Origin of the sequence: Granulicella sp. dw_53 (genome assembly GCF_018449545.1) — a bacterium.
Lineage (GTDB): Bacteria > Acidobacteriota > Terriglobia > Terriglobales > Acidobacteriaceae > Edaphobacter.
In genome coordinates this window covers 1-26,108 of record NZ_JAAVUR010000021.1, presented here as the reverse complement: position 1 = coordinate 26,108, position 26,108 = coordinate 1, and the positions used below count along the sequence as shown (strand labels likewise).

Sequence of the window (26,108 nt, the reverse complement as noted above, 5' to 3'; positions counted from 1 at the left end):
TAGCCTTCGAACTAAATTACCAGTCCGTGAGCGTGCCATCGAGCTTGCGAGCGATGGGAAGATAAGCGCGTTGATACGGATATTTGGCAGCCAGTAGTTCATCGATATCCACGCCTAAGCCCGGCCTATCTCCAGGATGCATATAGCCCGCCTCAAAGCTGTAAGCGTGTGGAAAGACTTCGTCCGTAAGTACCGTGTGGGGCATATGCTCCTGGATGCCGAAGTTATGAATCGCAAGTCCAAAGTGCAGTGCCGCAGCCATCGTAATAGGCGATAAGTCCGTCGCCCCATGACAACCTGTTCGGACCTGATAGACAGCGGCAAAATCTGCGGCCTTCTTCAACGCCGTAATGCCGCCTCCGTGCACGATAGTCATACGAAGATAATCGATCCACTGATTGCGAACAAGATCGTGCGAATCCCAGAACGAGCTGAAGACCTCGCCAGTCGCGATGGGAGTAACCGTGTGATCGCGAATGATGCGGAACGCCTCTTGATTCTCCGCAGGCGTGGGATCCTCCATCCAGAAGAGATGGTAGGGCTCGAGCGACTTACCCAGCCGTGCCGCTTCAATCGGCGTCAGACGGTGATGGACATCATGCAGAAGATGAACATCCTCTCCGACCTCGACCCGCAACCTCTCAAATAACTTCGGAGCGAAGTTCAGATATCGCTCGGAAGACCAAAGGCTCTCACTCGGAAGACCGCGCTCCGCAGGCTCGTAGGGCTTGCCGGATTTGGGCACGCCATAACTGGATTTCACCCCCGGCACGCCGGCCTGGGCCCGAACCGCAAGATATCCCTCCTCCATGTGCTGCTGCACACTTTCAACAGCCTCGGCAACATCGCTTCCATTGGCATGCGCGTAAACCAGCACTCCCTCCCGGCTCTTCCCTCCAAGCAGGTTATAGACAGGTGTATTGAGCGCCTTACCCTTCATGTCCCACAAAGCCACATCAACCGCTGCAATCGCGCTCATCGTGACAGGACCGCGCCGCCAATAAGCCCCACGATACAGATACTGCCAAATGTCTTCGATAGCGAAGGGATCGCGCCCAATAAGGCACGGAATGACATGCTCCTCCAGGTAAGCCGCCACGGCAAGTTCGCGTCCGTTTAAGGTCGCGTCGCCCAAGCCGTAGATGCCTTCGTCCGTCACAATCTTCAAAGTGACAAAGTTTCGATCTGGCGAACACACGATCAATCGGGCAGATGCAATCTTCATGGGCGCTCATCCTTCTGGCTATTCGTAGGAGTAATCTCGACAAAGTCTAGCGGAGCTCGTTCGCCGCCATCGGGTATGGCCTGTATCTCGACGACGTCTCCGTTATTCAGCAACACTTCACGCTTCACGAAACGGGTAGCAGTATGTCCATCTAAGCGTCGATCATCCGCCGCAGGAGGCAGAATGTCATCGGCTACCCATTGCGTCACCACTTTATTGTTCACCAGTAGCGTATAGCGCGAGATGCCGCTTCGAAGATCGTAGTAACCGACCTCAATGTTCTGCGGAGCAGCAACTCCCTTGAAGATCACACGAAGCGAGCATTCCTTCGACTCACAGATCACTGCCTTGCCACCAGAGGCTGTCTCCCAGGGAGTTCCATCGACAATCTTGTAGCCAGTGGTCTCCGCGCTCTCTGCCTCAACACGGCCCATATGGTGTCCAACTCTGCCATGCACGTCGTCGATCCCACTCTCGCGATCAAACCAACCGTTCACCGCATCTCGCCAAACCTCAGCGTGTCCTGCCTGATAGAGAAACAGTCTTTCCACCAACGCATAACGTTCCGCGTCAATTTTGCCCTGCAATTCCTCCCAGGCTTGGTGATAGCTGGCGGCGACCGCTGCTCCTTCGTAGTGCGAGTCGTAGACATGTTGAATCAGAGTCTTCTTCGTATGCAGAACATACGAATACGGAACGTGGTGCATAAAGAGCAACAGTTCATCAGGACAAGTTCCGAGCGACTCATATTGCGCTGCAACCTCCGGCGGATACTGACCGATATAGCCGGTACCCGTCCCAACGGTTCTATCCATCCCTATGCCGTTAGCGTCGGCGCGAAACCACTGCCCCCAACCGTTACGCTCTGCGCTCTCGATCCCAGGACCGAAGTGAACCCCGGTGATCTCCGTCAAGCCCCCGACACCTAGAGGGCCGGTGTAACCTTCGTAAGCCTTCCAGCTCTCCAGTTGTAGTTTGTCGATCGTATCGACAACCTCACGGCTGTTGCCCCAGGTCTGCCGCGTCCACTCATCGACGATCTCTTCTGAGGTAAGCATCGGGTTCCATGCGAGGCGCCCGTATCCGTACAGATTCGCCATCGCCATCGGATGGTGCATCCAGTTCGTATCGAGGCCGACATTCGCCACACCCACAAACCCGCCGAGCGATTGATGAAAGCTCTTACCTTCGACAATCTCACGCACCGGTGTGTTCTGCCCATTCACACGAAGGTCCGTATCGAGCGCCGTCTTCCACATGGGCACAAGAAAGACCATGTGCCGCTGCTGTCCCGTGTACTCCTGCGTAACCTGCAACTCAACTGCTTGTGCAGTGTGCTGCATCGCACCGAACAGTGGCGAGACCGGCTCTCTCACCTGAAAATCGATCGGTCCATGCTTCACCTGAATCACAACGTTGTGCTCAAACTTTCCGTCGAGAGCGCGGAAGTTGTCGTAACCAGCACGAGCGCGATCTGCCTTCAAGTCGTTCCAGTCAAGGTGATGGTTGTAGACAAACCCGCGATACAAAACAACTCCACCCCAACGTTGGAGCGGACGTGCAAGCACGTTCGCAGCATCCGCTGGCGACCTTCCGTACTGCGAGGGACCTGCCCGCCCCTCGGAGTCCGCCTTCACGACAAAGCCTGCAAGGTCGGGAATCGACTGATAGATAGCGTCGACCTTTTGTTGCCACCACGCAGCAACAGTTGCATTCAACGGATCGAACGTATCGAGGCCACCCACGATCTTCGGACTGGAAAGATCCACCGACAGGGACATCCGCACGCCCCACGGACGGAGCGCGTCCGCGATGTGTGCGAGTTCGCCGATCATCTCCGGCGTCAGCGTCTTGAGATCGCTGTTCACGTTATTTACCGTGACACCGTTGATCCCCACCGACGCCAGCAAACGGCCATACTCCCCAACCCTCGAAAGATCCGGTCGAACATGACCCCCATCGAAGAAGATCGAGCGCCCCGCATAGCCACGTTCGATTGAGCCATCAAGATTGTCCCATTGATTCACCCAGCGAATCGGAGAGCTCGGCTGCTCGCGAAGATCGGCCGGAAGCGGTTTGGACGCTGCGATCAGTTGGAGAAATCGGAACGCCCCATACAAAACTCCCTCCGGTCCCCCGCCCGCAATGACATAACCACCGCTTGTGCGATAGATATAAAATCCATCCTTCGCTAGCGCCGCTGTCGACTTACCACCGGAATGCTTCGCAGCTATCTCCTGCTCCGTCCCAATCAAGATACTCTGCGCATCCCACCTCTTCTCCGCAGAGACCATCTCGGTCCGCCCGAGCATCCGCGACAAACCCTTCTCCAATTCACGCGCGGCCGACTGCTCCGTTGGCGTGTCTCCCAGGGATACGATCGTTCGCGGCACGGCTCGATACATCGCCACATTCTCGACTGGAGCATAGCGTAGCCAGCCCTCCCCCCCCGTCTCCGCATGCAATAACCCTACGAAACCCGCTGCCATCAACACCATAGCAGTCCGGCACACCAGTGACCCGACCCGCAAAATAGCTCTACTCACTGAGAAATCTCCTGCCGTCCGTGGATGACGACCGAAGCGTTTGCCGAGTGACCATCCTTCGGCTGTGCTCCTCCCACCGAGACACCATACGTTCCATCTGTAACTGCGCGTGTCCCCTGAGTGTCCACCTGCGAGAGCTTCCGAGCATCGAGAGTGAAGTGAACATGCTTTGTCGCACCAGGAAGCAGATGGATACGCTCAAAACCCTGAAGCGCATATACCGGCGCAAGGGGCGTCCGCGGCGGCGTGAGATAGAGCTGCGCGACCTCATCACCCGCGCGATCCCCGGTGTTTTTAACATCGACGTCTACCTCGAGCGGGCTGCCTGCAGCCAGCTCATTGGTGCTCAGCTTCAAGTTCGAGTAAGCGAACGAGGTATAGCTCAGGCCATAACCAAAGCTGTAAAGAGGATCGCCCTTGTAGTAGCGATAAGTCCGGTTTGCCATCGAATAATCATCCAATGGCGGCAGGTCGCTGACATTGCGATAGAAGGTAACAGGAAGGCGCCCCCCCGGATTATTCTTTCCACTTAGAGTCTCGGCGATAGCCTGCGCTCCAGCTTGTCCCGGGTACCACCCCTCCAGAATTGCATCCGCATGCTCTTGTGCCCAGGTAGAGGCCACCGCCGATCCATTCAGCATCACCACAATCAGCGGCTTGCCACTTTGCTTCGCTGCTTCAAGCAACTGCTGCTGCGCCGCTGGCAAGATGATGTCAGTACGGTCTCCGCCAGAGAATCCGGGGATGTGGACAGGCATCTCCTCTCCCTCAAGCTCTGGCGACAACCCCACGAAGGCAACGACGACGTCGGCCTTCTTCACAATCTCCATCGCTTGATCCAATACCGGTTGGAGTGGCGCGACCCAGCTCAAAGTGAGTCCTGCGCCGAAGAGAAGCGCCTTATGCGAATACGTAACCTCGATAGGATGGGGCTTCGTATCATCGAGGTGCAGCTTTACCTGTGGTGTAGTGGATGCGTGAGATTCCTTCTCCGCTCCAATGCTGAACTCAGTGAGAACCTTGCCATCGAGTCGAACGGTAAACTTCTCCGCGTTATTGCATGGATAGCAGTGTGCGAGATTCGCGGTTATCTGGTAATCACCCGCGGCAGGCGCCTGGAACGTTCCGCTCCAACGAACAGAAAATTCCTTCGCATCTAGAGAAGGAGCCGGCGACGCGGAGTTCCAATCAAAGTTGATCTCCTTATCGACACGGACCAGCGCTGGCTTACCCGTACCCGTACCCGTATCGTTCGCAAAATACTCTGCCTTCAATCCTTCAACCGTGCCGCCCACTGCCGTTCGAAACTGAGTCCTCGGAATGACAATCGGAACATTCTCCGCATACGGAGAACCTTGAGCATAGAGCACCTTGGCCGCAGGAAATTCGTGCACGATTCCATCGACAGGCATCACCGGATTCTTAGGCACCGCGTTGTAGTTGCCTTCGATCGCCGAGAGCTCCGCCGCGTTCGGACCAACAACCGCAATCGTCTTCACGCCTCTGGCAAGCGGCAATGCATGGTTTTCATTCTTCAGCAGCACCATCGACTCACGCGCCGTACTCAGCGCCAACGCAGTGTGCGCCGGAGCAAGAGTCTCGCTAAAAGGTAACGAAGCATATTTGACCTGCGTCGGCGGATCGAACAGCCCAAGCTTGAATCTCGCCAGAAAGAGCCGACGCAACGAAACATCGAGTTCGCTCTCTTGAATGAGCCCTTTTCTCACTGCGCTCGCCAGCTTCTTATAAGTTCTGCCGCAGTTCGTATCCGTGCCCATACGAATACCGTCGACCGAGGCATGCTCTGCGTCCGGCGAATACTTGTGAGCATTCTTCTCGAAAAAGTCATCGACAGCGCCACAATCTGACGTCACGAAGCCTTGAAACTTCCACTTATCCCGAAGAATATCCTTCAGCAGAAGATCGCTGGCGCAGGCTGGCTTGCCGTCCACGGCGTTGTAGGCACACATGATGCTGTTCGCCTTACCTTCTACGATCGTGGCGCGGAACGCCGGAAGATAGGTGTCCCAGAGATCGTGTGGTGTAGGTTCGACGTTGAAACGATGGCGGCTATTCTCCGGGCCACTGTGCACGGCAAAGTGCTTCGGCGTCGCAATGACGCGGTAGTACTTCGGATCGTTCCCTTGCAGACCCTTTACAAACGAAGTGCCCAGGCGCGATGTCAGGAACGGATCTTCGCCATAGGTCTCCTGCCCACGTCCCCAACGCGGATCGCGGAAGATATTGATGTTGGGAGACCAGATCGTAAGTCCGTAGTAGATGGAGTGAACGTCATGCCGAACGGCTTCGTTATACTTCGCTCGTGCCTCGGTCGATACGACCTCGCCAATCCTCCCAAGCAGAGGTTCATCGAAGGTAGCCGCCATTCCTATCGCCTGCGGGAAAAGCGTTGCATAGCCGGAACGCGCCACGCCGTGCAGACCTTCAGTCCAGAAATCGTAGGCAGGAACCCCGAGCCTCGGGATCCCAGGCGCCGTATTCACTAACTGGGCCGCCTTCTCATCGAGCGTCATCCTGCTGACAAGATCCTTCGCACGATCTTCCATCGGAAGAGAGGGGTCGAGATACGGCAACTTTGCGCTCTCTGGAACAGCTTTGGCGGAAATCGCTCCGCTCTTCTGAGCGAGCAGATATTGCCCCACGAGCAACGTTGCTGCAAAGAACGTCGCCTTACCGAACTGTGACTTTTTATAAACCCGCGTAGCCATATTTCCGCCCTTTATTTGTGTACACGAAATTATTCGACCGACATGGAATCCGATCATGCTTTTCACTCACTGATTCACCCCACTCGCAAGCATCCCACCATCAACCACAACGATCTGTCCAGTGGTGAAGGACGTCTCTTTTCTCGCCAGATAAAGCGCGGTCGATACCAACTCCTCAGGATCGCCGAACCGATGCATGGGTGTGCGTATCAGAAGCTCCTGCCCACGCGGGCTATCGATAATCTTGCTATTGAGAGCAGTGGGGAACACCCCGGGAGCAATAGCATTCACAGCAACGCCGAACGGCGCCCATTCTACCGCCAGGGAGCGGGTCAACGCCCCAACCGCCGCCTTGCTGGCGCAGTAGGCCGCCACCTCGTGGAACGCTACAAACGTGGAAAGCGAAGCAATATTGATGATCTTTCCGGACCGCTGTTCCAGCATCTTCTCTCCAAAGACCTGGCAACCCCGAAGTGTTCCGTTTAGGTTCACGTCCATGATTCGCTTCCAGGTATCCTCGTCCATCTCCAGCGTGGGCAAGCGCTTTGTAACTCCTGCTGCATTGACCAAAATGTCGACGGAGCCAAACGCTCCCAGGACCGCTTCGCGCAAGCACTCGAGCGATTCGCGGTCGACCACATCGCTGGCAACACGAAGCGTCTTTCCGCCAAATCGTTCGATCTCGGTCGCTATCGTATCGACAGCATCGAGCGAGCGGGAGGAAACCACGACCGTGGCGCCCGCTCGCGCAAACCCCAGAGCGATCGCTCTACCGATCCCGGATGAGCCTCCGAGCACTACCGCGCACTGCCCCTCAAATTCCAGTGGATTCACCTGTTGAATAACGAATTATTTCTAGCACAAAAGTAAAGCGGCTGTCAGCAAGGCTGACGCCGCTCCGGTGACTTAATGCCACTCATTCCGCACCCACCCACGACAGGCAACGTCCGCTCACCGCAACTCGGTCAGACAACACTCATCTACAAACGGGAAGAGGCATGACTCATCGAGAGATCCCACTTGAATTCATAGGCCTCTAAGACGCGAAGAGATAAAGAAGGGCAGAAATTCGTTGCCAGCAAATTAACTTAGCTCGACAAAAGCTGTTTATCGGCCGTCTTCGCAACCAACTCCCCAAACAAGGAGTTCGCCCAAGCAAACCAACTCCTCGTAAATTTCGTGGCATCGTTGCTATTGAAGCTCTCATGCATAAAGCCCGACCCGGCGCTGGCATGCTTCAGCATCTCGATCGCGCGCAGGATCTCGGCATTCGACTCGCTCGTAAGTCCGTAGATCGTAAGGGCCATAGGCCAGATCATGTCCTTACCTTCGTGAGGTCCGCCGATGCCCTCCCCCGCGCTTCCTTGAAAGAACCACGGATTCCGTTCGCTCCAGACGAAGCTCCGTGTGCGGGCATACAGTGCCGCATCAGAAGCCCCCCCAAGATAAGGGAGAGCCAACAGACTCGGCACATTTGCGTCATCCATCAGCAACTGGCTGCCATAGCCGTCCACCTCATAGGCCCAGATGGAGCCCTGTGGAGTCTGCGCCACCGCATACTGTCGCAACGCACCCGACACCTCGGCCGCCAACGCCGCCGCTTCATTCGCCAGGGTCGTATCATGCAGAATCTTATCGGCCATCTGCGCCAGATATCCCAGAGCCGTAACCGCAAATAGATTCGAAGGAACCAGAAAAGGAAAGGTGCAGGCATCATCCGAGGGCCGAAATCCGGAAGCGATCAGCCCTACCGGCCGCACCGGAGCGCCATATCCATCAGCAGGCAAAGTCTCGGTAGGAGCCTTTGAGGCTCTCTGAAAGCGGTAGGGTCCCAGTCCATGCTTGCGCTGCTGGACGCGCATCGTCTCCACAGCCAACTTCATCGCCGCCCGCCAGCCCTGGTCGAAGGGAGCTGTATCTCCAGTCGCACGCCAATACCCATAGGCCAGCCGTATGGGATAGCACAGCGAATCAAGCTCCCACTTACGCTCCCCGACGCCACGCTTCATCTCCGTCGCATCGCTTCGGCTCCACTCCAGCGCGGGCGCATCGAGGTTCGCCATAAAAGCATTAGCATAAGGATCGATAAGGATACAGCGAGCCTGCCTGCGAATAATACCTTCGAGCATCTGGCGCAGCGCCGTATCCTTTCCCGCCAGGGGGAGATAAGGCCAAACCTGGGCGGAAGAATCGCGCAGCCACATCGCAGCAATATCACCCGTAATCACAGCCGTATCCGGCTTCCCCTCAAAGCTTCCGAACTCCACAGTCGTATCGAGCGTATTCGGATAGCAGTTCCCAAACAACCACGCCAGCTCGGGATCGCCGATCTTCCCACTCACGTTCGAAATATAGGTCTCGACCGCCGCACTGCGGAATCTCCTATCCTGCACCGGCGGACGCCGGGAGACGAACGAGCCCCCCACATCGGCCAGGGCAGTCAATGGTTGCAGTGTGGCCGAGGCTGCAGAACCTGCTGCAAGCCGTAGCATCTCTCGGCGGGTCATCGTAAAGCGCGTCATATTCGATCCATTGGGAAGTGGTTAGACATAATCTGGAGTTGAGGTCTTTCAAAGCCCCAATTGCAGCTCTAGATAGGTCAACGTGATATTTTCATTATTAAGACTTTTTGACGGTAAAACGATCATTATTATGATCGCCTCCACACATACTCCGTCTACTCTACGTCAAATAACTCGTACGTAGGCGATCATAAATGCGCCTATCAACCTTCATAGTGTTTTTGATCTCAAGAGACGGAGCGAAAGTGATTTCCAGAAGAACATTCCTCGGTGGTGTCTCTGCTGCTTGTGCAGTAGGCGCAGCCGAAACCAGTGCACTCGGCAAAGTTATTCCCGGATCCAAGAAGAACGACGCAGCATCCGATCCAGCGTCCTTGGTCGACATCAAAATTGGCACAGGCGGACACGGACATACCTTCCCCGGAGCCACGGTTCCCTTCGGCGCGGTCCAACTCAGCCCCGACACCTTCAACGACCAATGGGATTGGTGCTCCGGCTACCACATCTCCGACACCTCGATCATGGGCTTCAGCCACACGCACCTCAGCGGCACCGGCTGTGGCGACCTGCTCGACTTCCTCGTCATGCCCGGCACCGGCGAGTCGAAGATCGTACCTGGCCCGCGCAGCAACCCGGACGCCGGCTACCGCTCCCGCTTCGACCATAACGACGAACACGCCGAGCCCGGCTTCTACTCCGTTCTCCTGAAGGACTACGGCATCCGCGCCGAGCTCACAGCAACCGAGCGCACCGGCCTCCATCGGTACAGCTTCCCCACCGGCAAGGGCGCTCCGACGAGCGGACACATCATCGTCGATCTCGAACACAGCTACGCCTACAACGGCGAATCAGCCGTAGTGAACGCCTCACTGCAGAGCACCTCACCCGACACTCTCGCCGGCGGACGCACCACAAAAGCCTGGGGCAACGGACGGCAGATCTACTTCACCATGCAGTTCTCGCAGCAACCCGTTCGCGCCGTCTTCTACCAGGAAGGCACCGAGGTCCCGGCAGGCACCCAGCCGCTCACCGGAAAGTCCCTCAAATGCGTCCTCTTCTTCGACCTCACGCATCATCCAGTCATCATGGTGAAGACCGGCATCTCCGGCGTCAGCGCGGAATCCGCAGCCAATAACCTCAAAGCCGAGCTCCCCGGATGGGACTTCGAGCAGGTTCGCCGCAGCGCCCGTGACAAGTGGAATCAGCAGCTCTCCCGCATCCAGATCACTACCTCGAACGACACCCACCGGCGAATCTTCTACGCCGCCCTCTATCACGCCTCGCTCGGCCCCTCGCTCTTCGACGATGTCGACGGCAGCTATCGCGGCATGGATAAGCAAAACCATCAGCTCGATCCCGGCCAGCGCAACTACACCACATTCTCTCTCTGGGACACCTACCGCGCCGCGCACCCCCTGTACACGCTGATGTCCGCGGAGCGCGTGCCCGACTTCGTCAACACGCTGATCCGCATGGCCGAACAAAGCCCCGCAGGCATGCCTGTATGGCCGCTCCAGGGCTGCGAGACCGGAACTATGACCGGATACCACTCCGCCGCCGTCATCGCTGAAGCCTGCAACAAGGGCGTCACCGGCGTCGACTACGACCGCGCCTACAGAGTCATGCTGAAACGGGCCATGGTCGACGACATCCGCGGCCTCGGCTACTACCGCTCCAAGGGCTACATCCCCTGCGATCTGGAAGAAGAGTCGGTCAGCAAGACCTTCGAATACTGCTACGACGATTGGTCCATCGCGCACGTAGCCAAAAAGCTCGGCCACTCCGACGACGCCGCAATGCTTGTAGAGCGCTCGCGCAACTACCGCAACTACTACGACCGCTCCATCAACTTCGCCCGTCCCAAACTCGCAAACGGCCAGTGGGCCGCTCCATTCAATCCCATCGAAATGGGAACCTCCAAGAAGTGGCGCGACTTCACTGAGTCCAACTCCTGGCAGGCGACCTTCGCCATCCAGCACGACGCCGCGGGTCTCATCGACATCCTGGGTGGGCAGCAGCAGTTCCTCGCCAAACTCGACGAGCTCTTCAATCAACCATCAACCCTGCCCGCCGACGCACCACCCGACATCGCCGGCCTCGTCGGCCAGTACGCCCACGGCAACGAGCCCTCGCACCACATCGCATACCTGTACGCCTACGCAGGCCAGCCCCACAAGACTCAGGCCCGCGTTCGCATGCTGATGGAGACCATGTACAAGGCTCTACCCGATGGCCTGCAAGGCAACGAGGACGTAGGCCAGATGTCCGCCTGGTACATCATGAGCGCAATGGGCTTCTACTCCGTGGATCCCGTCAGCGGCAACTACATCTTCGGCACGCCGCTCTTCGATCGCGTCACCTTGCAGCTCGGCAAAGGCAAACAACTCGAGATCCTCGCCCGCCGAAAATCGCCCACGGACCAGTACATTCAGTCGGTCACCTTCAACGGAAGGCCCTATACAAAATCCTGGTTCAACCATCGCGACATCGTAAACGGCGCAAAGATCGTCTTCGAGATGGGCAGCGAGCCAAACCTTGCATTCGGCTCTCAACCAGCCGATGTGCCACCGTCCCTAACCCTGGAAAGCGCCACCTAAAAAGTCCCGCCCGCCAACGCGGCAGGACGCAAGTAATCCCGAATCCTCTTCGGGCTACTTGCGATACTGCCGCGTTGACGTCCCAAGCTGCACCTCGAAACGAGATCCCAAATGAAAAAACTTCTCCCCTGCCTTCTCCTAGCCGCATCGACCCTGCACGCCCAGACCAAGACCCTCTTCTATATGACGGACCACCCCGACTCGGTTCGCGATTTTACAGAGCACCAGACCAAAATCGATATCATCGTGCCAACCTGGTACGACGTAGATCCAGCCGGAATGGTCTCCGGAGAGTCCGACCCGACCGTAATGCGCATCGTGAAGCAGCGCCACATCTCACTCATTCCCATCGTCGCCATCTTCGATAAGATCGGTGTCCACACCCTGCTCACCAGCGACAAAGCCAAGACGGCCATGATCGCTTCCCTCATCTCGGAGTGTAAGCAGAACGGCTACGACGGCTTCCAACTCGACTTCGAAAACATCTCGTGGACCGACCGCGACGCCCTCTCCGCCACAGTCAAACAGATCGCCGATGCAATGCACCGCGAACACCTCCAACTCCAGATAGCCGTAGTACCCAACGCCCCCGGACACCCCGGACACACCGCCTTTAGCAAATGGATCTTCGCCGACTGGCGCGGCGTCTTCGACCTCAAGGCGCTCAGCGAATCAGTCGACCTCATCTGCCTCATGACCTATGACCAACACACCCGCTGGACCACCCCAGGCCCCGTCGGCGGATGGACATGGATGAACGAAAACCTAGACTACGCCTTGAAGGTCGTCCCGAAAGAAAAGCTATCGCTAGGCATAGCCCTCTACGGCTACCACTGGTACACCGGCGATCCGGGCGCCAACGACAAAGATCAAAAGCCAAACATCACCGCCGACTACATCAGCGCCGCCGACTCCCAAACCCTCCGCGACACCTACAAAGGCCTGGAACAGTGGGACCCCCAGGACCACACCGCCTACTTCTTCTTCTACCGCGACCAGATGCGCGAATGGATCTTCTACACAGAAAAACGCGGCTTCGCCGACCGCTACAACCTAGCCAAAGAACAACACCTGCAAGGCATCTGCGCCTGGGTCCTGGGCCAGGAAGACAACGCCATCTGGACCGTCCTACCCGACCGCCCTTAATAAAACTAATCCTCACAAAGATCAGCGCCGGCTCAAAACAACGAACCGGCGCCACAATCAAATCAAAAGTATTGAAGGTTAGAAATACTTATGGCTGACCGTTTCGCGGTCAGCCATAGGTATTCTGAGTTAGAAGTTGTAGTGCAACGAGAGTTGAATTTGCCGCGGCAGATTCCGACTAGCCGTGATCTGACCGAAATTCGTGTCGCCGATGTTATTGTTCGGATTGTCGTAGCTCGCAAAGTTGAAGACATTGAAGCCGTCGGCACGGAAGCCGATCGCCTGTCCCTCCCTAATACGGAAATCCTTGAAGACCGACGTATCGATCTGCTCGAATCCGGGTGCTCGTTCACTGCCGACGGAAGCAGTACCAAAGGTAAAGGCTGTCGCCGGTCCATAAGCACAAACGTTAGAGTCGCTGCCATCACTCCCGCAAGGACGAGCCGAGAGATCCTTACCCCACCAGTTTTGTACGGTACGGTTATGGATATGAAGTTTATGAACCTGATTGGCTCTTGAATCACCAATGGCATTCGTCCCGTCAGCGCGTGGGCCAAAGATCGAGATCGGAAAGCCTGAGTAAGCGATCGCCGTACCGGAGACCGTCCAGCCTCCCACCAGTAGATCCAGAGCACGATTTAAATTCGAGCCATAAATCTTGCCACGTCCGTAGGGAACCTCATACACAGCCGTTGCCGATAGGTTGTGCCGTACATCCTGCGCCGCCGGACCATAGTCGGCATGGCCGTTGTAGCCATTTTGAAACGAGCCATTCTGCACGTTCACATCATTATTTCCAGCGTAGTTTCCTGCGCTGTTCGTCATGGCACGGCCGTAGGTGTAGTTGATGGTGAACTCGAGCCCCTTATCGGCGCGATGACGCAACGTGGTCTGGAGAGCGTTATAGTTCATCATCGCGTTCGATTCCGTAACCAGCAGCGTGCCGGTCTGCCCTACCAGTTTCGCAAACGGAGCAACAGCGGCTGCCGGAATAGGTGCGCCCGGCGGCAACGGATCGCTAATCGCTGCCTGCGCGGTAGTGAGTTGATTACCATTGCGATAGTCCTCAATATGCTGTCCTGTCTCACCGACATATCCAATCGTAAACGTGGTCTTACCTGTGATCGCATATTCGGTCGTCAGGTTGAATTCGTTGATGTAAGCAGGTTTGATGTTCTGGGGCCAGGCTCCGAAACCGACATTATTGATTGAGCTTGCAGTAATCGCAAAACCTTGAGCCGCAGCAAACGGTGTGCCGGGATTCCCCAAACTTGGGGAGACGGCGGTCAGTTGACTGGACTGAACGAACGGCGAATTAAAGGTCAATCTCTGATTGTTAGAGTTTCCTTCAAAGAAGCTTGAGGTACCGTATCCACCGCGCACGACCCAGCTTGGCATGATCTGGTAGGCAAAGCCGATGCGGGGCATCACCTGCGCATAGTTCGGTTGGTAACATGCTGGGTTATCGCAAACGATCGAACCAGCAGGCGCACCGGCCGGGACATGTTTCGCATACTCGACCGTACCTGAGTCAAGCAACACATTCGCTGTCTTATTGTTTACCTCTGTCCATGGCTGGTTGTACTCATAACGTAGACCAAGGTTCAGGGTTAGCTTATCGGTCACCTTCCAGTCATCTTGAAAGAAGACAGCAGCACGCCACTGCCGATTACCCACCAGTGCCCCAGGGAGTTGGATCTGCTCGCTCTGCACGCGGTCGAGAACAAAGTCGGCACCGGAATATCCATCATTCAACGAATTATTCGCATTCGGAATTCCCGTAAAGCTGCCATCGTAAGTAAACTGTCCCAGCGCTCCCTGAGGGGACTGGACCATATAATTCTGTTGATAGCGAATCGCCTGAACACCCATACTCAACAGGTGCTTACCGTGTTGCCAGGTTAGATCGTCACCATAGCTGAAGGTGTTGTCACGCAAAATCTGTGGCTGAGCAGGTGTTCCAAGAGCGGTGCCACTTAAATCCTGTCCGAAGTTAATACCCGAAAAGCCAACGTACTGTTGCACCCCAAAAGGAATTCCAACTTCAGAATTTCCGTTTAGACCGAAGGCGCCGCTTGGATCGGTTGGAATGCCATCATCCCACCTCACGCGAGTAAAGCCGATACGCGCCTGGTTGACGATCTCCGGAGAGATGACGTGGACCCATGTGGCGCCGAAGATCTTCGTCGGAAAAACATTCTGCGATGGGAAGCTGATGGCAAGCACAGCGACGGTACCATCGAATGCGTCTGACTGCGAATAGAAGCCTGTGATCTTATCGGCTGCATTAGGATCCCACTCTATCTTGACGTCTCCCTGGTTATTCACTTTAAAAGTCCGCTGTGGCCCTTGGAAATTGTTCTGTGCGACCCCATCGGTCGGCGCCTGATTCGGAAGGGGGTAAAGCTCGGGATGGGCAAAGAGAAACTTTGCTACCGGATTGACAATTGGAATTTTGTTACCTGGATAGAGAGCGAAGTTATTCTCTGGATCGTGAAGCTGCGGCACTGCGGAAAAATCTCCGTTACGCATGGCCGCAGTCAAGACACTGGCGCTACCCATTCCTCCCGTGTGTTGCCGCACACCCTCATAATCCGCAAAGAAGAAGAGCTTATTCTTGTAAATAGGCCCGCCGAGCGTCCCTCCAAACTGTGTCTGAGTGAAAGGCTGAATCGCAATGTGCTGGAAGTTGTTGGACCACGAATTGGCATCCAGCTTGTCGTTCTCCAAATAAGCGTACGCACTTCCATGGAAGTGGTTCGTGCCGGTCTTCAGAACCGAAACAACGTCCCCGCCATTGACATTGCCATAAGTCGCAGGTGCATTGGCAGAGATCACCTTGATCTCCGCAATAGCATCCGGTGCTGGCGTATAACCGATCAGGTTGTTCTGCCCCTCGTTCATATCGATTCCATCGAGGGTGTAGTTGTTCGCCTGCGTCCGATTCCCGTTGACCGACGCAATTCCGCTGCTCAGCGTATTGCGCTCTAACGCATTGGTACCCTGCATCCCACCAGGCGTAGACGTCACAGCCCCAGGCTGAAACAGCGTAATCGAAGAAAAATTACGCCCATTGAGAGGCATCGTAGCAATCTGATTGGTCGAAATCGTAATCCCCAAAGTCCCATCGGTAGTATTCAGAACCGGAGCGCTGCCGCCGTTCACATCCACCGTGCTGGAAGCGCCAGCCGCCAGCTTCTCATTCAGCTTCACCGTCTGGTTGATCTCCAGCGTGAACGGAGCGACCGTCTGCGTTGAAAACCCCGCAGCCTCGACCCTCACCCGATAGTGCCCGATAGGCAGAAAGCGGATGCTGTACACGCCTGCGTTGTTGGTCGTCGCCTCTGTCTTCACGCCGGTGTCGACGTTTTCAGCCGTCACATGCGCCTCCGGCAACACTGCGCCGGTGGAGTCGGTGACTTGGCCTGTAATCGAGCCGGTGACTGTCTGTGCCTGCGCAATGGGCATTCCCGCAAACGCCGCAAACGCGCATGCACCGAAATAGTGAAAAAGTTTACTTCTCATGCAAATCCTCACTTCGTAACTGTTGGGAGTTAAATTCGGCCGAAATAAAACGCGGGCAGGGAGAATTGAAGGGAGGCGCCGCTCTTGCCAAACCGACATCAGGGAAACATTAGGAACAGGACTATGACGGTGAGAATAGAAAGAACGTTAGGTTAAAGTCAAATAAATTTGCACAATTATGCAGAATTGACATTCATATCGTCATATAAATGATGGATACCTAAAACGCCTTCAAACCCGTTCTTAGAAAGGAAGTTCCGAGTGCCGGCAAAAACAGATGATCGCGCCAACCAAATCCTTCGCCTCCTTCTTCAGAAAGGAACCAGCAGCGTGGAAGATCTTGCCGCCTCTGTCGTCTCTTCCACAGCCAGTGTGCGCCGCGATCTCATCAAGCTCGAGAAGCGCGGACTCGTCCATCGCACCCACGGCGGCGTCGAGCTCGCCGGCAAGCTCACCTACGAGCCATTCCGCTTCGACGCCGCCTTCCCTCTCCGCGAAGAGCGCTTCGCCGACGAGAAACGCCGCATCGCGTTAGCCGCGGCCGAGATGGTCTCCGACGGCGATACCATCGCCCTCTCCCCCGGCACCACCACCACCCAGGTCGCCCGCAGCCTCCGCCATCGCGGCAACGTCCACATCGTCACCAGCGCCGTGAACATCGGCATGGAGCTCGCCAGCCTGCCCAACGCCCAGGTCACCCTCACCGGAGGCACCATCCGCTGGCCCGGCTCCTTCTCCATGGTCGGTGCAACAGCCTTCAACGCCCTCCAGAAGCTCTACTTCGACAAGGTCTTCATCGGCGCGACCGGCATCCATCCCGAACACGGCCTCACCGTAATCGAGTCCGACGAAGCGCTCATCCTCAGCGAGATGATCAGACACACCCGTCGCCTCATCGCAGTCGCGGACTCCAGCAAACTCGGCATGATCAGCACCAACAAGGTCTGCGAGCCCTCGCAGATCCACACGATCATCACCGACGACAACGTCGCGCCAGAACTCGTCAAGCTCTTCGAGCAACAAAACGTCCACGTACTCTGCGTCTAAGCCAAACGAAGCGTTTAAGCCTTACGAAGCGACCCGCATCTGCAGTCTCAATCCAAGCGCAGCAGGCACACGCCTGCGCGTCATCACGCGCGTAAAGCCTCGTCTCAACGCAGCCAAGTAACACAATCAAATGACGAACCCCAGACAATTCCCTGACAACACACCTCACTCCCTTTCACTACTCTTCAACCTATACCGGACATCCAAAGGAACCGGCAGGGCCCCTGCACACAGCAAGAAAAGTGAGGCACTATGCGTTACGCAGCCCTTCCTACCCATCTATCCAGCGAAGCCAAACTTCACGCACCCTCCACAGGTTCGAAGGCAGTCACGACAACTCTCGCCGCCCTCGCCCTTGCAATCGCCTCCCTGACTCTTCCAGCGACAGCACAGACCGGTGGCGCATATAAAGTCACCAACCTGATCTCGGACGGCTCCGTTCCAGCCGTCACCACCGACGCCAACTTCATCAACCCCTGGGGAATGTCGGCAAGCCCCACCTGGTGGATCAGCGCGCAAGCAACCGGCTTCAGCTACGTAGCCCAGGCCACCGGCGTCATTCCTTTCAAAGTCATCGTCCCCGCGGCCTCCGGCCTTCCGACCGCTACTGGTCTCCCCGCCGGCTGCATCTCGACGGGAGCGCTCACCGGCTTCCTCCTGCCGAACGGCACCAAAGCCTCCTTCCTCTTCTCCACCCTCGACGGCACCATCTCCGGCTGGAACAGCAAGCTAGGCACCGCCAACGCCATCTCCCAGATCGTCATCAACAACAGTGCCGCCAAGGCCACCTACACCGACCTGGCCCTCATCACCAACACCACCGGCAGCTACATCCTCGCTGCCAACTTCGGTCAAGGCAACGCGATCGAAGTCTATGACAGCACCTTCAAGCTCGCGACCCTCACCGGCGCCTTCACCGATCCCACCCTCCCCGCCACGTACTCTCCTTACTCCGTCCACGCCATCGGAACTCAGGTCTTCGTAACCTACGGCGTCCGCACCACGACCACTCCATTCCGCACCGTAGATGCCCCCGGCAACGGCATCGTAAGCGTCTTCGACACCTCAGGTAAATTCATCGCCCGCGCCGTCACCGGCGGCAATCTCAACTCACCTTGGGGAGTAGCCTTCGCTCCAGCCAGCTTCGGCATCTTCAGCAACGATCTCCTCATCGGAAACTTCGGCGACGGCCTCATCAACGTCTACGACCCCAAGACCTACGCCTACCTCGGCCAGCTCATCGACGGAACAGGCAAGCCCCTCACCTACGCCAGCCTCTGGGAGTTGCTCCCCGGCAACACCCCCATCAGCGGAGGCGACCCAAGCACCGTCTACTTCACCGCCGGGCTCGCCGGAGAAGCGCACGGCCTGCTCGCCGGCATCTCCAACGATCCAGCGCCCACAGGAACACCAACCTACGGCTTCAGTGCCTCCACCGCATCGGCGAACGTAACCGCTGGATCCTCCACGCAAGCCACAATCAGCGCCGCCCCCACCAACAACTTCAGCGGAACAGTCACTCTCACCTGCAGCGGCCTGCCTACCGGAGCCACCTGTACCTTCGCTCCAGCTCAACTCACCGTCTCCGCCACCACCAGCGCTGTCTCCACCCTCACCATCCAGACCTCCAAAGCATCGGCGAGTCTGCAACGCAAACGCCTCGGAGGAGCCTCCCCCGCAGGCATCACCTCTGCCCTGCTTCTTCCCTTTGCTTCACTGCTCGTCTTCCGCCGGCGCTTCACCGCAATCGCAGTTCACCCATTCCGTCTCCTGGGACTGGCAATCTTCCTCATCGCCTCCACTGGATTCGTTCTGGGCTGCGGCGGCTCCTCCAACCCAACCACTCCCTCCACTCCCGGAACCCCAACCGGCCAGTCGAAGATCACCATCGCCGCCACCTCTGGAGCCATCACACAGCAAACCAGCCTCACGCTGACGGTCCAATAAATTCAAACGACTTTTCTGCGGGCCGCCTTCATCCCATGGGCGGCCTTTTTTTTGCCACCGTCACACCTCCATGCAAACCACGTTGCCTCGCCAACCAGCTAAACTGTACTCATGATCGACGAAGCCACCTTCCGCCGCGAGTCCGACTCCTCCCTCGAAGCCCTCAAGCAGTCCCTCATCGCCGCCGAGGACGACTCCGGCACCTTCGAGTTCGAAGACAACAACGGCGTCATGAACATCATCTTCGAGAACGGCTCCAGCAAGTTCGTCCTCACCCCCAACACCCCTGTCCGTCAAATCTGGATCTCCGCCCAGTCCACCAGTTACAAGCTCGATTGGTCCGAGTCCGCCCACGACTTCACCCTCTCCAAGACCGGCGAAGACCTCAAAACCCTCACCCAGCGTCTCCTCCGCGAGCACCTCGGCGATCCCACCATCGCCCTTCCCTGACCTACGCCGCTTCCCATAGTTGATAAACACATTCACGTCGGATCAAAAAGAGAGCCGCGCCGGGAGGACTTCGTGCTGTATGCTTTCGAAAACAAGTCTCACCATACTCTGACGACCCTTGATTCATTGTTGTATGCGCCATCTGCAATACTTGCCCCTAGGGAAGGTTATCGAATATGCAGTCCACCCTGTCCGTTGCAATCATCACACTCAATGAAGAGTCGAACCTCCCGCGCACCTTGGCCAGCGTTCGTTTTGCCGATGAAGTCATCGTCGTAGACTCCGGCTCAACCGATCGCACCCTAGAAATCGCCGCCTCTTATCCCAACGTCAAAGTCATATCCGAGCCTTGGAAGGGCTTCGCCGCCCAGAAGAACTCCGCCATCGAGAAGTGCACCTCCCAGTGGGTCCTCTCGCTGGACGCCGACGAAGAGCTCTCCCCCGAGCTCCAGATCGAGATACGAACCCTCCTCACCGAGGATCCATCCGCGGACGCCTATCTGCTCAAACGCCGCAATCTCTTCCTCAACCATTGGGTTCGCTTCGGCGGCTTCTATCCCGACCCCAAACTCCGTCTCTTCCGCCGCCACTCTGCCAACTTCGCGCCACCCGCCCGCTTCTCCGAGCGACCCGTCCACGAGACCATCGCCTTCGAGGGCAAACTCGAGACCCTCCGTCACGACATCATCCACCACGCCTATCCCACCCTCGAGAGCTACATCGAGCACATGGACCGCTACAGCACCCTCGGAGCCGATCTCCTCTACTCCAAGGGCAGGACCAGCCGCGGCTTCCCTGCCTTCTACTGGAACATCGCCATCGTTCCGATGTTCACCTTCCTTTGGAACTATCTCTTCCGCTTCGGCTTTCTCGACGGTCGCGAAGGCCTCCTCCTGCATCTCTACCACTCCACCTACGTCAGTTGGAAGTACGCCAAGGCCTGGCGCATCGCCCTAGCCCCTAACGCCTCCTACCAAACCAACGATCTCTCCGCCCTCCGCTCCAACCTTTCCTCATCCAGCAAGAACCTCAGAGCGCGCCAGGCAGCCTCCGACCCCGAAACCGCCAAGCAAATCTCCATCCACTAAGCTCCTATGTTTCAGCCCAATCTGGAACGGAAGAATCCCGAGCCAATAGCGCCGGCGTAAGCCCGCCAAGTATACTTTCGCTTCGATGCCCCATCCCGCACCCATCCGCGTCCTTGTAGCCAAGCCCGGCCTCGACGGCCACGACCGTGGTGCAAAGATCATCGCCCGCGCCCTCCGCGACGCTGGCATGGAGGTCATCTACACCGGCCTCCGCCAGACTCCCGAGATGATCGTCTCCGCCGCCATCCAGGAGGACGTCGACTGCATCGGCCTCTCCATCCTCTCCGGAGCCCACAACGCCATCCTCCCCCGCATCCACGACCTGCTCGTAACCCAGCACGCCGAAGACATCCTCCTGGTCCTGGGCGGAACCATCCCCGAAGAAGACATCCCTCACCTCAAACAAAACGGCGTCTCCGCCATCTTCGGCCCCGGCACACCCCTCGAGACCACCATTACCTTCATCCGCGAAAACATAAAGCCCCGCACCCTCCTCACCTAGATGGGCACTACCATCGAAGGGTGAGTCGCCACGATCCCTACCAAGGCACCGGCTCCCCAGCATGAAAGCACCCACCGGTAGGCCCATCCTCCCCCAGCGTAGCCAGCTCTACCGGAGTCCTCGCTCCCTCAGAAATCTCCATCGTCGCGTTCGGCCCACCCATCTCCGTCTTCGGCCACCCAGGGTCCGCCGAGTTCACCTTGATCTTCGTATGCCGAAGCTCATGCGCCAGATGCACCGTAAACGAGTTCAACGCGGTCTTCGAAGTATCGTAAGCAAACGTATTCGAGTCATAGACCGGCGATCCCGGCGTCGCATGGTAAGTCAACGAAGCCAAAATACTCACAAGATTCACCACCCGTCCTGCCGCGCTCTTCCGCAGCAGCGGCAACAACGCCTGCGTCAAAGCCACCACCGCAAAAAAATTCGTCTCGAAAGTCTCCCGCAGGAGCTCCTGCGAAGTCGTACTAGTCCGGTTATGCGGACGATCCTGATCCAGCAGCACCCCGGCATTGTTCACCAGAATATCCAGCCTGCCGAACCGCTCCTCAATCCACCCCGCCGCCGCCCGGACGTCGGCATCCTCCACCACATCCAGCTTCAACGCAAAAGCATCGATCCCCTCGCCCTTCAACCCCGCGGCCGCCGCCTCACCCCTGGCCAGATCCCGCGACCCCACCAACACCGTAATCCCCATCCTGCCCAACTGCCGCGCCGTCTCCAGCCCCAACCCCTTGTTCGCACCCGTAATCAGCGCAATCTTCTTCCCCTGCTCGTCCATTCGTTCTCTCCGGCTCAAGAGCCTCGGTTAGATTACCTCGTCCTCCATTCATCTCGCCTGAAGATCGACCATCGTCTGCGGATACAGCATCTCCGCATACCGCTCCGGCATCCGCCGCTTCTTCATATCCCTGCCCACCACTACATGCACTGTATGCCCCTCGCACAACAGCACCCCATCCGACTCCCGCACCACCCTGTACTCAAACCGGATCACCGCTCCCCGCAGACTCGTCAGCTCCGTCTCCACTACCAGCTCGTCGTCATACCGCGCCGGAGCCCGAAACTTCGCATTCGCCTCCACCACCGCAATCAGACAGCTCTCTTCAAGCTCCATCTGCTTGTAGCTCAGCCCCCGGGCCCGCATAAACTCCACCCGCCCTACCTCGAACCACACCAGATAGTTCGCGTGATACACGACACCCATCTGATCCGTCTCCGCGTAGCGCACCCGCACCCGCGACGCCACCACCTTCGCCTCCACATCCACACTTTGAATCATCAGACCAGTCTATCGAAACCCTTCCCCAAACCACCGTCGCCTTCTCAACACAGCGTTTATTTTGCCCAAACAGCCTTTCTCTTCTCCAGAAACGCCGAAACCCCCTCCCGAAAGTCCGCTGTCTCCCGCCCCCTGGCATTCGCCTCCAACGAGGCAGCGATCGCCCGGTCCAGCCAAACCTTGTTCTGTTCCACCAATAGCCTCTTCGTAGCCGCCAGCGCCGCAGGCGAGTTCGCCGCCAGACACTTCGCCAACTGATGCACCCGTATCTCCAACCCCTCCGCCGTCGTCAGCTCGCTCACCAACCCCAGCCGATACCCCTCCTCCGCCCCAAACACCCGTCCCGTCAAACAAAGCTCCCGAGCCTTCTTCTCCCCAATCTGCAACACCAGAAACGCCGCCACCAGCGCTGGCACAAACCCCACCCGCACCTCCGTATACCCAAACTTCGCGTCCGGAGCCGCCAGCGTAAAGTCGCACAGCGTCGCCAGCCCCGTCCCTCCCGCCACCGCCGGACCATGCACCGCCGCGATCGTCGGCTTCTCCAGCGCATACAGCGTCATAAACAGCCTCGCCGTCCGCTCCGCATCCGCCCTGTGCTCCGCCACCGACTCCTCCGCCATCGCCTGCAGATGCGTCAGGTCCACCCCCGCACAAAAAGCCTCACCCGCCCCCGCCAACACCACCACCCGGCACTCCGCCGTCGTCCCCGCCTCCGTCAACGCCGCAATTAACTCCTCCTGCATCGCCGGAGTCATCGCATTCCGCCGCTCCGGCCGGTTCAACCGAATCGTCCGAACCCCAACCACCTCAGAAACCAGAATCGTCTTATAACCCATCATTCCCTCGTCTTCCCGTTCGAACCGCGCCAGCCTACTGAACCTTAACCCCGAACTTCCGCGAAATCTCCTCCGTCGCCAGAATTAAACCATCCAGCGGTCTCATCTCCGGCAACTCCGCCCCCAACTCCCGCAGCACCGCGATCAACGTCTCCGTAGGAATATTTCCCACCAGCGCATCCTGCGCAAACGGACATCCCCCCAGCCCTCCAATCGCCGCATCGAACCTCCTGCACCCCACCCCATACGCCGCCCGAATCTTCTCCGCCGCCCCGTCATACCGCGCATGCAGATGCACCCCAATCTCCAGCTCGTCATGCACCGCCATCACATCTGCCAACACATCCGCCACCATCTTCGGAGTAGCCAACCCCACCGTATCAGCCAGCGAGATCTGCCTTACCCCGCTATCCACAAGCAGGTCACAAGCCGCCACTACCTCATCAATATCCCAGGCATCCCCATAGGGATTCCCGAACGCCATCGAAATATACGCCACTACATCCATTCCTGCCTTATACGCAATCGTCCCCACCGCCTCAAGAGCCTCCAGGCTCTCCTCCGGCGTCTGATTCTGGTTCCGCTGCAGAAACCCCGGCGACACCGAGTAAGGAAATCCCAGCGTCGACACCGCCCCCGTCTTCACCGCCCGCTCCGCGCCCTTCTCATTCACCACAATCGCAATAATCTCGACATCGTCCGGCGGATCAAGATACTCCAACACCTTCTCCGAGTCCGCCATCTGCGGCACCGCCGCCGCCGAAACAAAGCTCACCGCATCGATATGCTTGAACCCCGCCGCCACCAGCGTCCGCAAATAATCCGCCTTAATCTCCGCCGCCATCTTCAAAGGCAGCCCCTGCCAGGCATCCCGCGGACACTCCACAATCTTCACCAAATCACTCATCCCAACCCCAATCCCTCAACACATCCATTGTGTCACCCACCAACACCTCCCCAAATCCGAACTCAAAGGATCGAGCAGTCGCATTACTCTCGCGTCCCAATCAAACATCCTCGCCACCCATGAAGATGGCACCTAGAAGATGAAAGTGGTACCTAGACCTAGAAAGATGAAGATGGCACCAAAGAACCCACACCGATCCGCTCTTATCAGCTTTTCATCCCTCGAATCACCGTTACGCCTTATCCATTCCATCTGTACAAATCCGAAGTCGACCTCAAGTCTGCAAGACCCCAACATTAAACCGCCCCACCTCCAAATTCAAAGCCGTCGCCTCCAAAGCAGTCATCAGCACCTCCCGCGTCCGAACCGGATCGACAATCGCATCGATCCAAAGCCGCGCCGCGCCATACCTCGGATCAGCCTGCGCATTATAGGTAGCCTTGATCTCGTCATAGATCGCCTTCCGCTGCTCCTCCGACAAAGCCACCCCACCACGCTCCACCTGCTTCGCCCTAACCTCGGCCAGCGTCGTAGCCGCCGAAGCCCCACTCATCACCGCATACCTCGCCGTAGGCCACGCAAACAAAAACCGCGGATCATAAGCCTTCCCACACATCGCATAATGCCCTGCCCCAAAGCTCCCGCCGACGATCACGGTAATCTTCGGCACCACCGAAGTAGCCACCGCCGAAACCATCTTCGCCCCCGCCCGAATGATCCCACTCCACTCCGCATCCTTCCCTACCATGAAGCCATTTACATCATGCAGAAAGATCAACGGCACCAGACTCTGATTGCAATCCATAATGAACCGCGCCGCCTTCTGCGCACTCTCCGTATAGATCACCCCACCAAACTCCGTCCTCTTCGTCCCCGCCGCCGGACCCATCGCCACCGTCTGACTCTGGTTGATCTTCTGATTCGCAACGATCCCGACAGCTCTCCCCCCAATCCGCGCATACCCACACAACACCGTCCTCCCAAAGTCCACCTTGTACTCATCGAACTCGCTGCGATCCACGATCCGCGCAATCACCTCGCGCATGTCATAAACATTGCTCGCCCCCGGCCCCGGATCAAGTAACCCATACAAATCCTCCGCAGCAAACAAAGGCGCATCGCGCACCACATCGAACTCCACCCGGGAAAAAACCTCCCGCCCAGTCTCGCTGCCTCGAACCCCTATCTTCCCCACCAGAGAACGTAACCGTGAAAGGCACAAATGATCGTTGGGCTCCTTAAAATCCACCGTCCCCGAGATCTCCGCATGCATCGCCGCCCCACCCAACTCCTCCGCCCCCGTCTTCTGTCCGATCGCCGCCTGCACCAGCGAAGGCCCCGCCAGAAACAATCCCGAACCCTCCGTCATCAACACCGTATCCGTCATCACCGGCAGATACGCCCCACCCGCCACGCACATCCCCATAATCGCTGTAATCTGCGGCACCCCCAGCGAGCTCATCACCGCGTTATTCCGAAACACCCTGCCAAAATCATCCGTGTCCGGAAACACATCCTCCTGCAGCGGCAGAAACACCCCCGACGAGTCCACCAGATACAGCGTAGGAATCCGGTTCTCCAACGCAATCGTCTGCGCCCGCAGCACCTTCTTCGCCGTCATCGGAAAGAACGCGCCCGCCTTCACCGTCGCATCGTTCGCCACGATCATGCACAGCCGCCCGCACACCCGCCCCCCCCCCCCCCCCCCCCCCCCCCCCCCGCGCCCCCCCCCCCCCCCCCCCCCCCCCACCCCCCT

General features: G+C 57.7%; 18 protein-coding genes. 7 read left to right on the top strand and 11 right to left on the bottom strand.

Going from position 1 to position 26,108, the window contains the following annotated elements; translation table 11 throughout:
• Positions 1 to 16: 16 nt before the first annotated feature.
• The 5 genes from manD to HB393_RS22620 all read right to left on the bottom strand — a co-directional run bounded on the left by manD (position 17) and on the right by HB393_RS22620 (position 9,022).
• A complete protein-coding gene (gene manD, locus HB393_RS22640; protein ID WP_213807488.1) occupies positions 17 to 1,225 on the bottom strand; it encodes a D-mannonate dehydratase ManD in 1,209 nt (402 codons plus the stop codon).
• Positions 1,222 to 3,771: an alpha-glucuronidase family glycosyl hydrolase gene (locus tag HB393_RS22635; RefSeq protein ID WP_345945384.1), complete on the bottom strand. Its 2,550-nt coding sequence runs from the start codon at positions 3,769 to 3,771 to the stop codon at positions 1,222 to 1,224. Before HB393_RS22635 ends, manD begins: the two co-directional genes overlap by 4 nt.
• Entirely contained in the window at positions 3,768 to 6,500 is a 2,733-nt protein-coding gene (locus tag HB393_RS22630; protein ID WP_213807487.1) for a glycoside hydrolase family 3 C-terminal domain-containing protein, read from the bottom strand. Before HB393_RS22630 ends, HB393_RS22635 begins: the two co-directional genes overlap by 4 nt.
• Before the next feature lie 66 nt (positions 6,501 to 6,566).
• Complete coding sequence (locus HB393_RS22625; RefSeq protein ID WP_213807530.1) at positions 6,567 to 7,325, bottom strand: glucose 1-dehydrogenase; 759 nt, start codon at positions 7,323 to 7,325, stop codon at positions 6,567 to 6,569.
• Positions 7,326 to 7,588: 263 nt separating this feature from the next.
• Complete coding sequence (locus tag HB393_RS22620; protein ID WP_213807486.1) at positions 7,589 to 9,022, bottom strand: glycoside hydrolase family 125 protein; 1,434 nt, start codon at positions 9,020 to 9,022, stop codon at positions 7,589 to 7,591.
• Positions 9,023 to 9,267: 245 nt separating this feature from the next.
• Between HB393_RS22620 and HB393_RS22615 the strand changes: the two genes are divergently transcribed.
• Together HB393_RS22615 and HB393_RS22610 are read left to right on the top strand one after the other, a co-directional pair.
• Complete coding sequence (locus HB393_RS22615) at positions 9,268 to 11,619, top strand: GH92 family glycosyl hydrolase (RefSeq protein WP_213807485.1); 2,352 nt, start codon at positions 9,268 to 9,270, stop codon at positions 11,617 to 11,619.
• A gap of 111 nt (positions 11,620 to 11,730) precedes the next feature.
• Positions 11,731 to 12,765, top strand: a complete 1,035-nt coding sequence (locus HB393_RS22610; protein WP_213807484.1) for a glycosyl hydrolase family 18 protein — start codon at positions 11,731 to 11,733, stop codon at positions 12,763 to 12,765.
• 129 nt (positions 12,766 to 12,894) lie between these two features.
• On the opposite strand, the gene HB393_RS22605 is transcribed toward HB393_RS22610, so the two are convergent.
• On the bottom strand, positions 12,895 to 16,290 hold the full coding sequence (locus HB393_RS22605; RefSeq protein ID WP_213807483.1) for a TonB-dependent receptor: 3,396 nt from the start codon (positions 16,288 to 16,290) through the stop codon (positions 12,895 to 12,897).
• Between the two features lie 261 nt (positions 16,291 to 16,551).
• Here HB393_RS22605 and HB393_RS22600 point away from each other — a divergent pair, with 261 nt between their 5' ends.
• From HB393_RS22600 to HB393_RS22580, 5 genes are all read left to right on the top strand, one after another.
• Entirely contained in the window at positions 16,552 to 17,337 is a 786-nt protein-coding gene (locus tag HB393_RS22600; RefSeq protein WP_213807482.1) for a DeoR family transcriptional regulator, read from the top strand.
• Between the two features lie 252 nt (positions 17,338 to 17,589).
• Entirely contained in the window at positions 17,590 to 19,284 is a 1,695-nt protein-coding gene (locus tag HB393_RS22595) for a TIGR03118 family protein (RefSeq protein WP_213807481.1), read from the top strand.
• A gap of 111 nt (positions 19,285 to 19,395) precedes the next feature.
• Complete coding sequence (gene cyaY / locus HB393_RS22590) at positions 19,396 to 19,734, top strand: iron donor protein CyaY (protein ID WP_213807480.1); 339 nt, start codon at positions 19,396 to 19,398, stop codon at positions 19,732 to 19,734.
• A 176-nt stretch (positions 19,735 to 19,910) separates the two neighbouring features.
• Positions 19,911 to 20,822: a glycosyltransferase family 2 protein gene (locus HB393_RS22585; protein ID WP_213807479.1), complete on the top strand. Its 912-nt coding sequence runs from the start codon at positions 19,911 to 19,913 to the stop codon at positions 20,820 to 20,822.
• 85 nt (positions 20,823 to 20,907) lie between these two features.
• The gene (locus HB393_RS22580) at positions 20,908 to 21,324 is read left to right on the top strand and encodes a cobalamin B12-binding domain-containing protein (RefSeq protein ID WP_213807478.1); all 417 of its coding nucleotides are present in this window, start codon (positions 20,908 to 20,910) and stop codon (positions 21,322 to 21,324) included.
• Between the two features lie 37 nt (positions 21,325 to 21,361).
• On the opposite strand, the gene HB393_RS22575 is transcribed toward HB393_RS22580, so the two are convergent.
• From HB393_RS22575 to HB393_RS22555, 5 genes are all read right to left on the bottom strand, one after another.
• Positions 21,362 to 22,105: an SDR family oxidoreductase gene (locus HB393_RS22575; protein WP_213807477.1), complete on the bottom strand. Its 744-nt coding sequence runs from the start codon at positions 22,103 to 22,105 to the stop codon at positions 21,362 to 21,364.
• A gap of 48 nt (positions 22,106 to 22,153) precedes the next feature.
• Positions 22,154 to 22,606, bottom strand: coding sequence for a thioesterase family protein (locus HB393_RS22570; RefSeq protein WP_213807476.1), 453 nt, complete (start codon positions 22,604 to 22,606; stop codon positions 22,154 to 22,156).
• A 56-nt stretch (positions 22,607 to 22,662) separates the two neighbouring features.
• Entirely contained in the window at positions 22,663 to 23,448 is a 786-nt protein-coding gene (locus HB393_RS22565; RefSeq protein ID WP_345945381.1) for an enoyl-CoA hydratase-related protein, read from the bottom strand.
• A gap of 31 nt (positions 23,449 to 23,479) precedes the next feature.
• Positions 23,480 to 24,352: a hydroxymethylglutaryl-CoA lyase gene (locus HB393_RS22560; protein ID WP_213807475.1), complete on the bottom strand. Its 873-nt coding sequence runs from the start codon at positions 24,350 to 24,352 to the stop codon at positions 23,480 to 23,482.
• A gap of 274 nt (positions 24,353 to 24,626) precedes the next feature.
• Positions 24,627 to 26,021 (bottom strand): carboxyl transferase domain-containing protein, encoded by a 1,395-nt coding sequence (locus HB393_RS22555; RefSeq protein WP_255551519.1) that lies wholly within the window; start codon positions 26,019 to 26,021, stop codon positions 24,627 to 24,629.
• Positions 26,022 to 26,108: the final 87 nt, after the last annotated feature.

Excerpts from the sequence above, each read along its gene's own strand:
- manD (WP_213807488.1), bottom strand. The coding sequence starts at position 1,225 with ATGAAGATTGCATCTGCCCGATTGATCGTGTGTTCGCCAGATCGAAAC.
- HB393_RS22630 (WP_213807487.1), bottom strand. The coding sequence starts at position 6,500 with ATGGCTACGCGGGTTTATAAAAAGTCACAGTTCGGTAAGGCGACGTTC.
- HB393_RS22620 (WP_213807486.1), bottom strand. The coding sequence starts at position 9,022 with ATGACGCGCTTTACGATGACCCGCCGAGAGATGCTACGGCTTGCAGCA.
- HB393_RS22610 (WP_213807484.1), top strand. The coding sequence starts at position 11,731 with ATGAAAAAACTTCTCCCCTGCCTTCTCCTAGCCGCATCGACCCTGCAC.
- HB393_RS22605 (WP_213807483.1), bottom strand. The coding sequence starts at position 16,290 with ATGAGAAGTAAACTTTTTCACTATTTCGGTGCATGCGCGTTTGCGGCG.
- HB393_RS22595 (WP_213807481.1), top strand. The coding sequence starts at position 17,590 with ATGCGTTACGCAGCCCTTCCTACCCATCTATCCAGCGAAGCCAAACTT.
- cyaY (WP_213807480.1), top strand. The coding sequence starts at position 19,396 with ATGATCGACGAAGCCACCTTCCGCCGCGAGTCCGACTCCTCCCTCGAA.
- HB393_RS22585 (WP_213807479.1), top strand. The coding sequence starts at position 19,911 with ATGCAGTCCACCCTGTCCGTTGCAATCATCACACTCAATGAAGAGTCG.
- HB393_RS22580 (WP_213807478.1), top strand. The coding sequence starts at position 20,908 with ATGCCCCATCCCGCACCCATCCGCGTCCTTGTAGCCAAGCCCGGCCTC.
- HB393_RS22575 (WP_213807477.1), bottom strand. The coding sequence starts at position 22,105 with ATGGACGAGCAGGGGAAGAAGATTGCGCTGATTACGGGTGCGAACAAG.
- HB393_RS22570 (WP_213807476.1), bottom strand. The coding sequence starts at position 22,606 with ATGATTCAAAGTGTGGATGTGGAGGCGAAGGTGGTGGCGTCGCGGGTG.
- HB393_RS22565 (WP_345945381.1), bottom strand. The coding sequence starts at position 23,448 with ATGATGGGTTATAAGACGATTCTGGTTTCTGAGGTGGTTGGGGTTCGG.
- HB393_RS22560 (WP_213807475.1), bottom strand. The coding sequence starts at position 24,352 with ATGAGTGATTTGGTGAAGATTGTGGAGTGTCCGCGGGATGCCTGGCAG.
- HB393_RS22555 (WP_255551519.1), bottom strand. The coding sequence starts at position 26,021 with ATGATCGTGGCGAACGATGCGACGGTGAAGGCGGGCGCGTTCTTTCCG.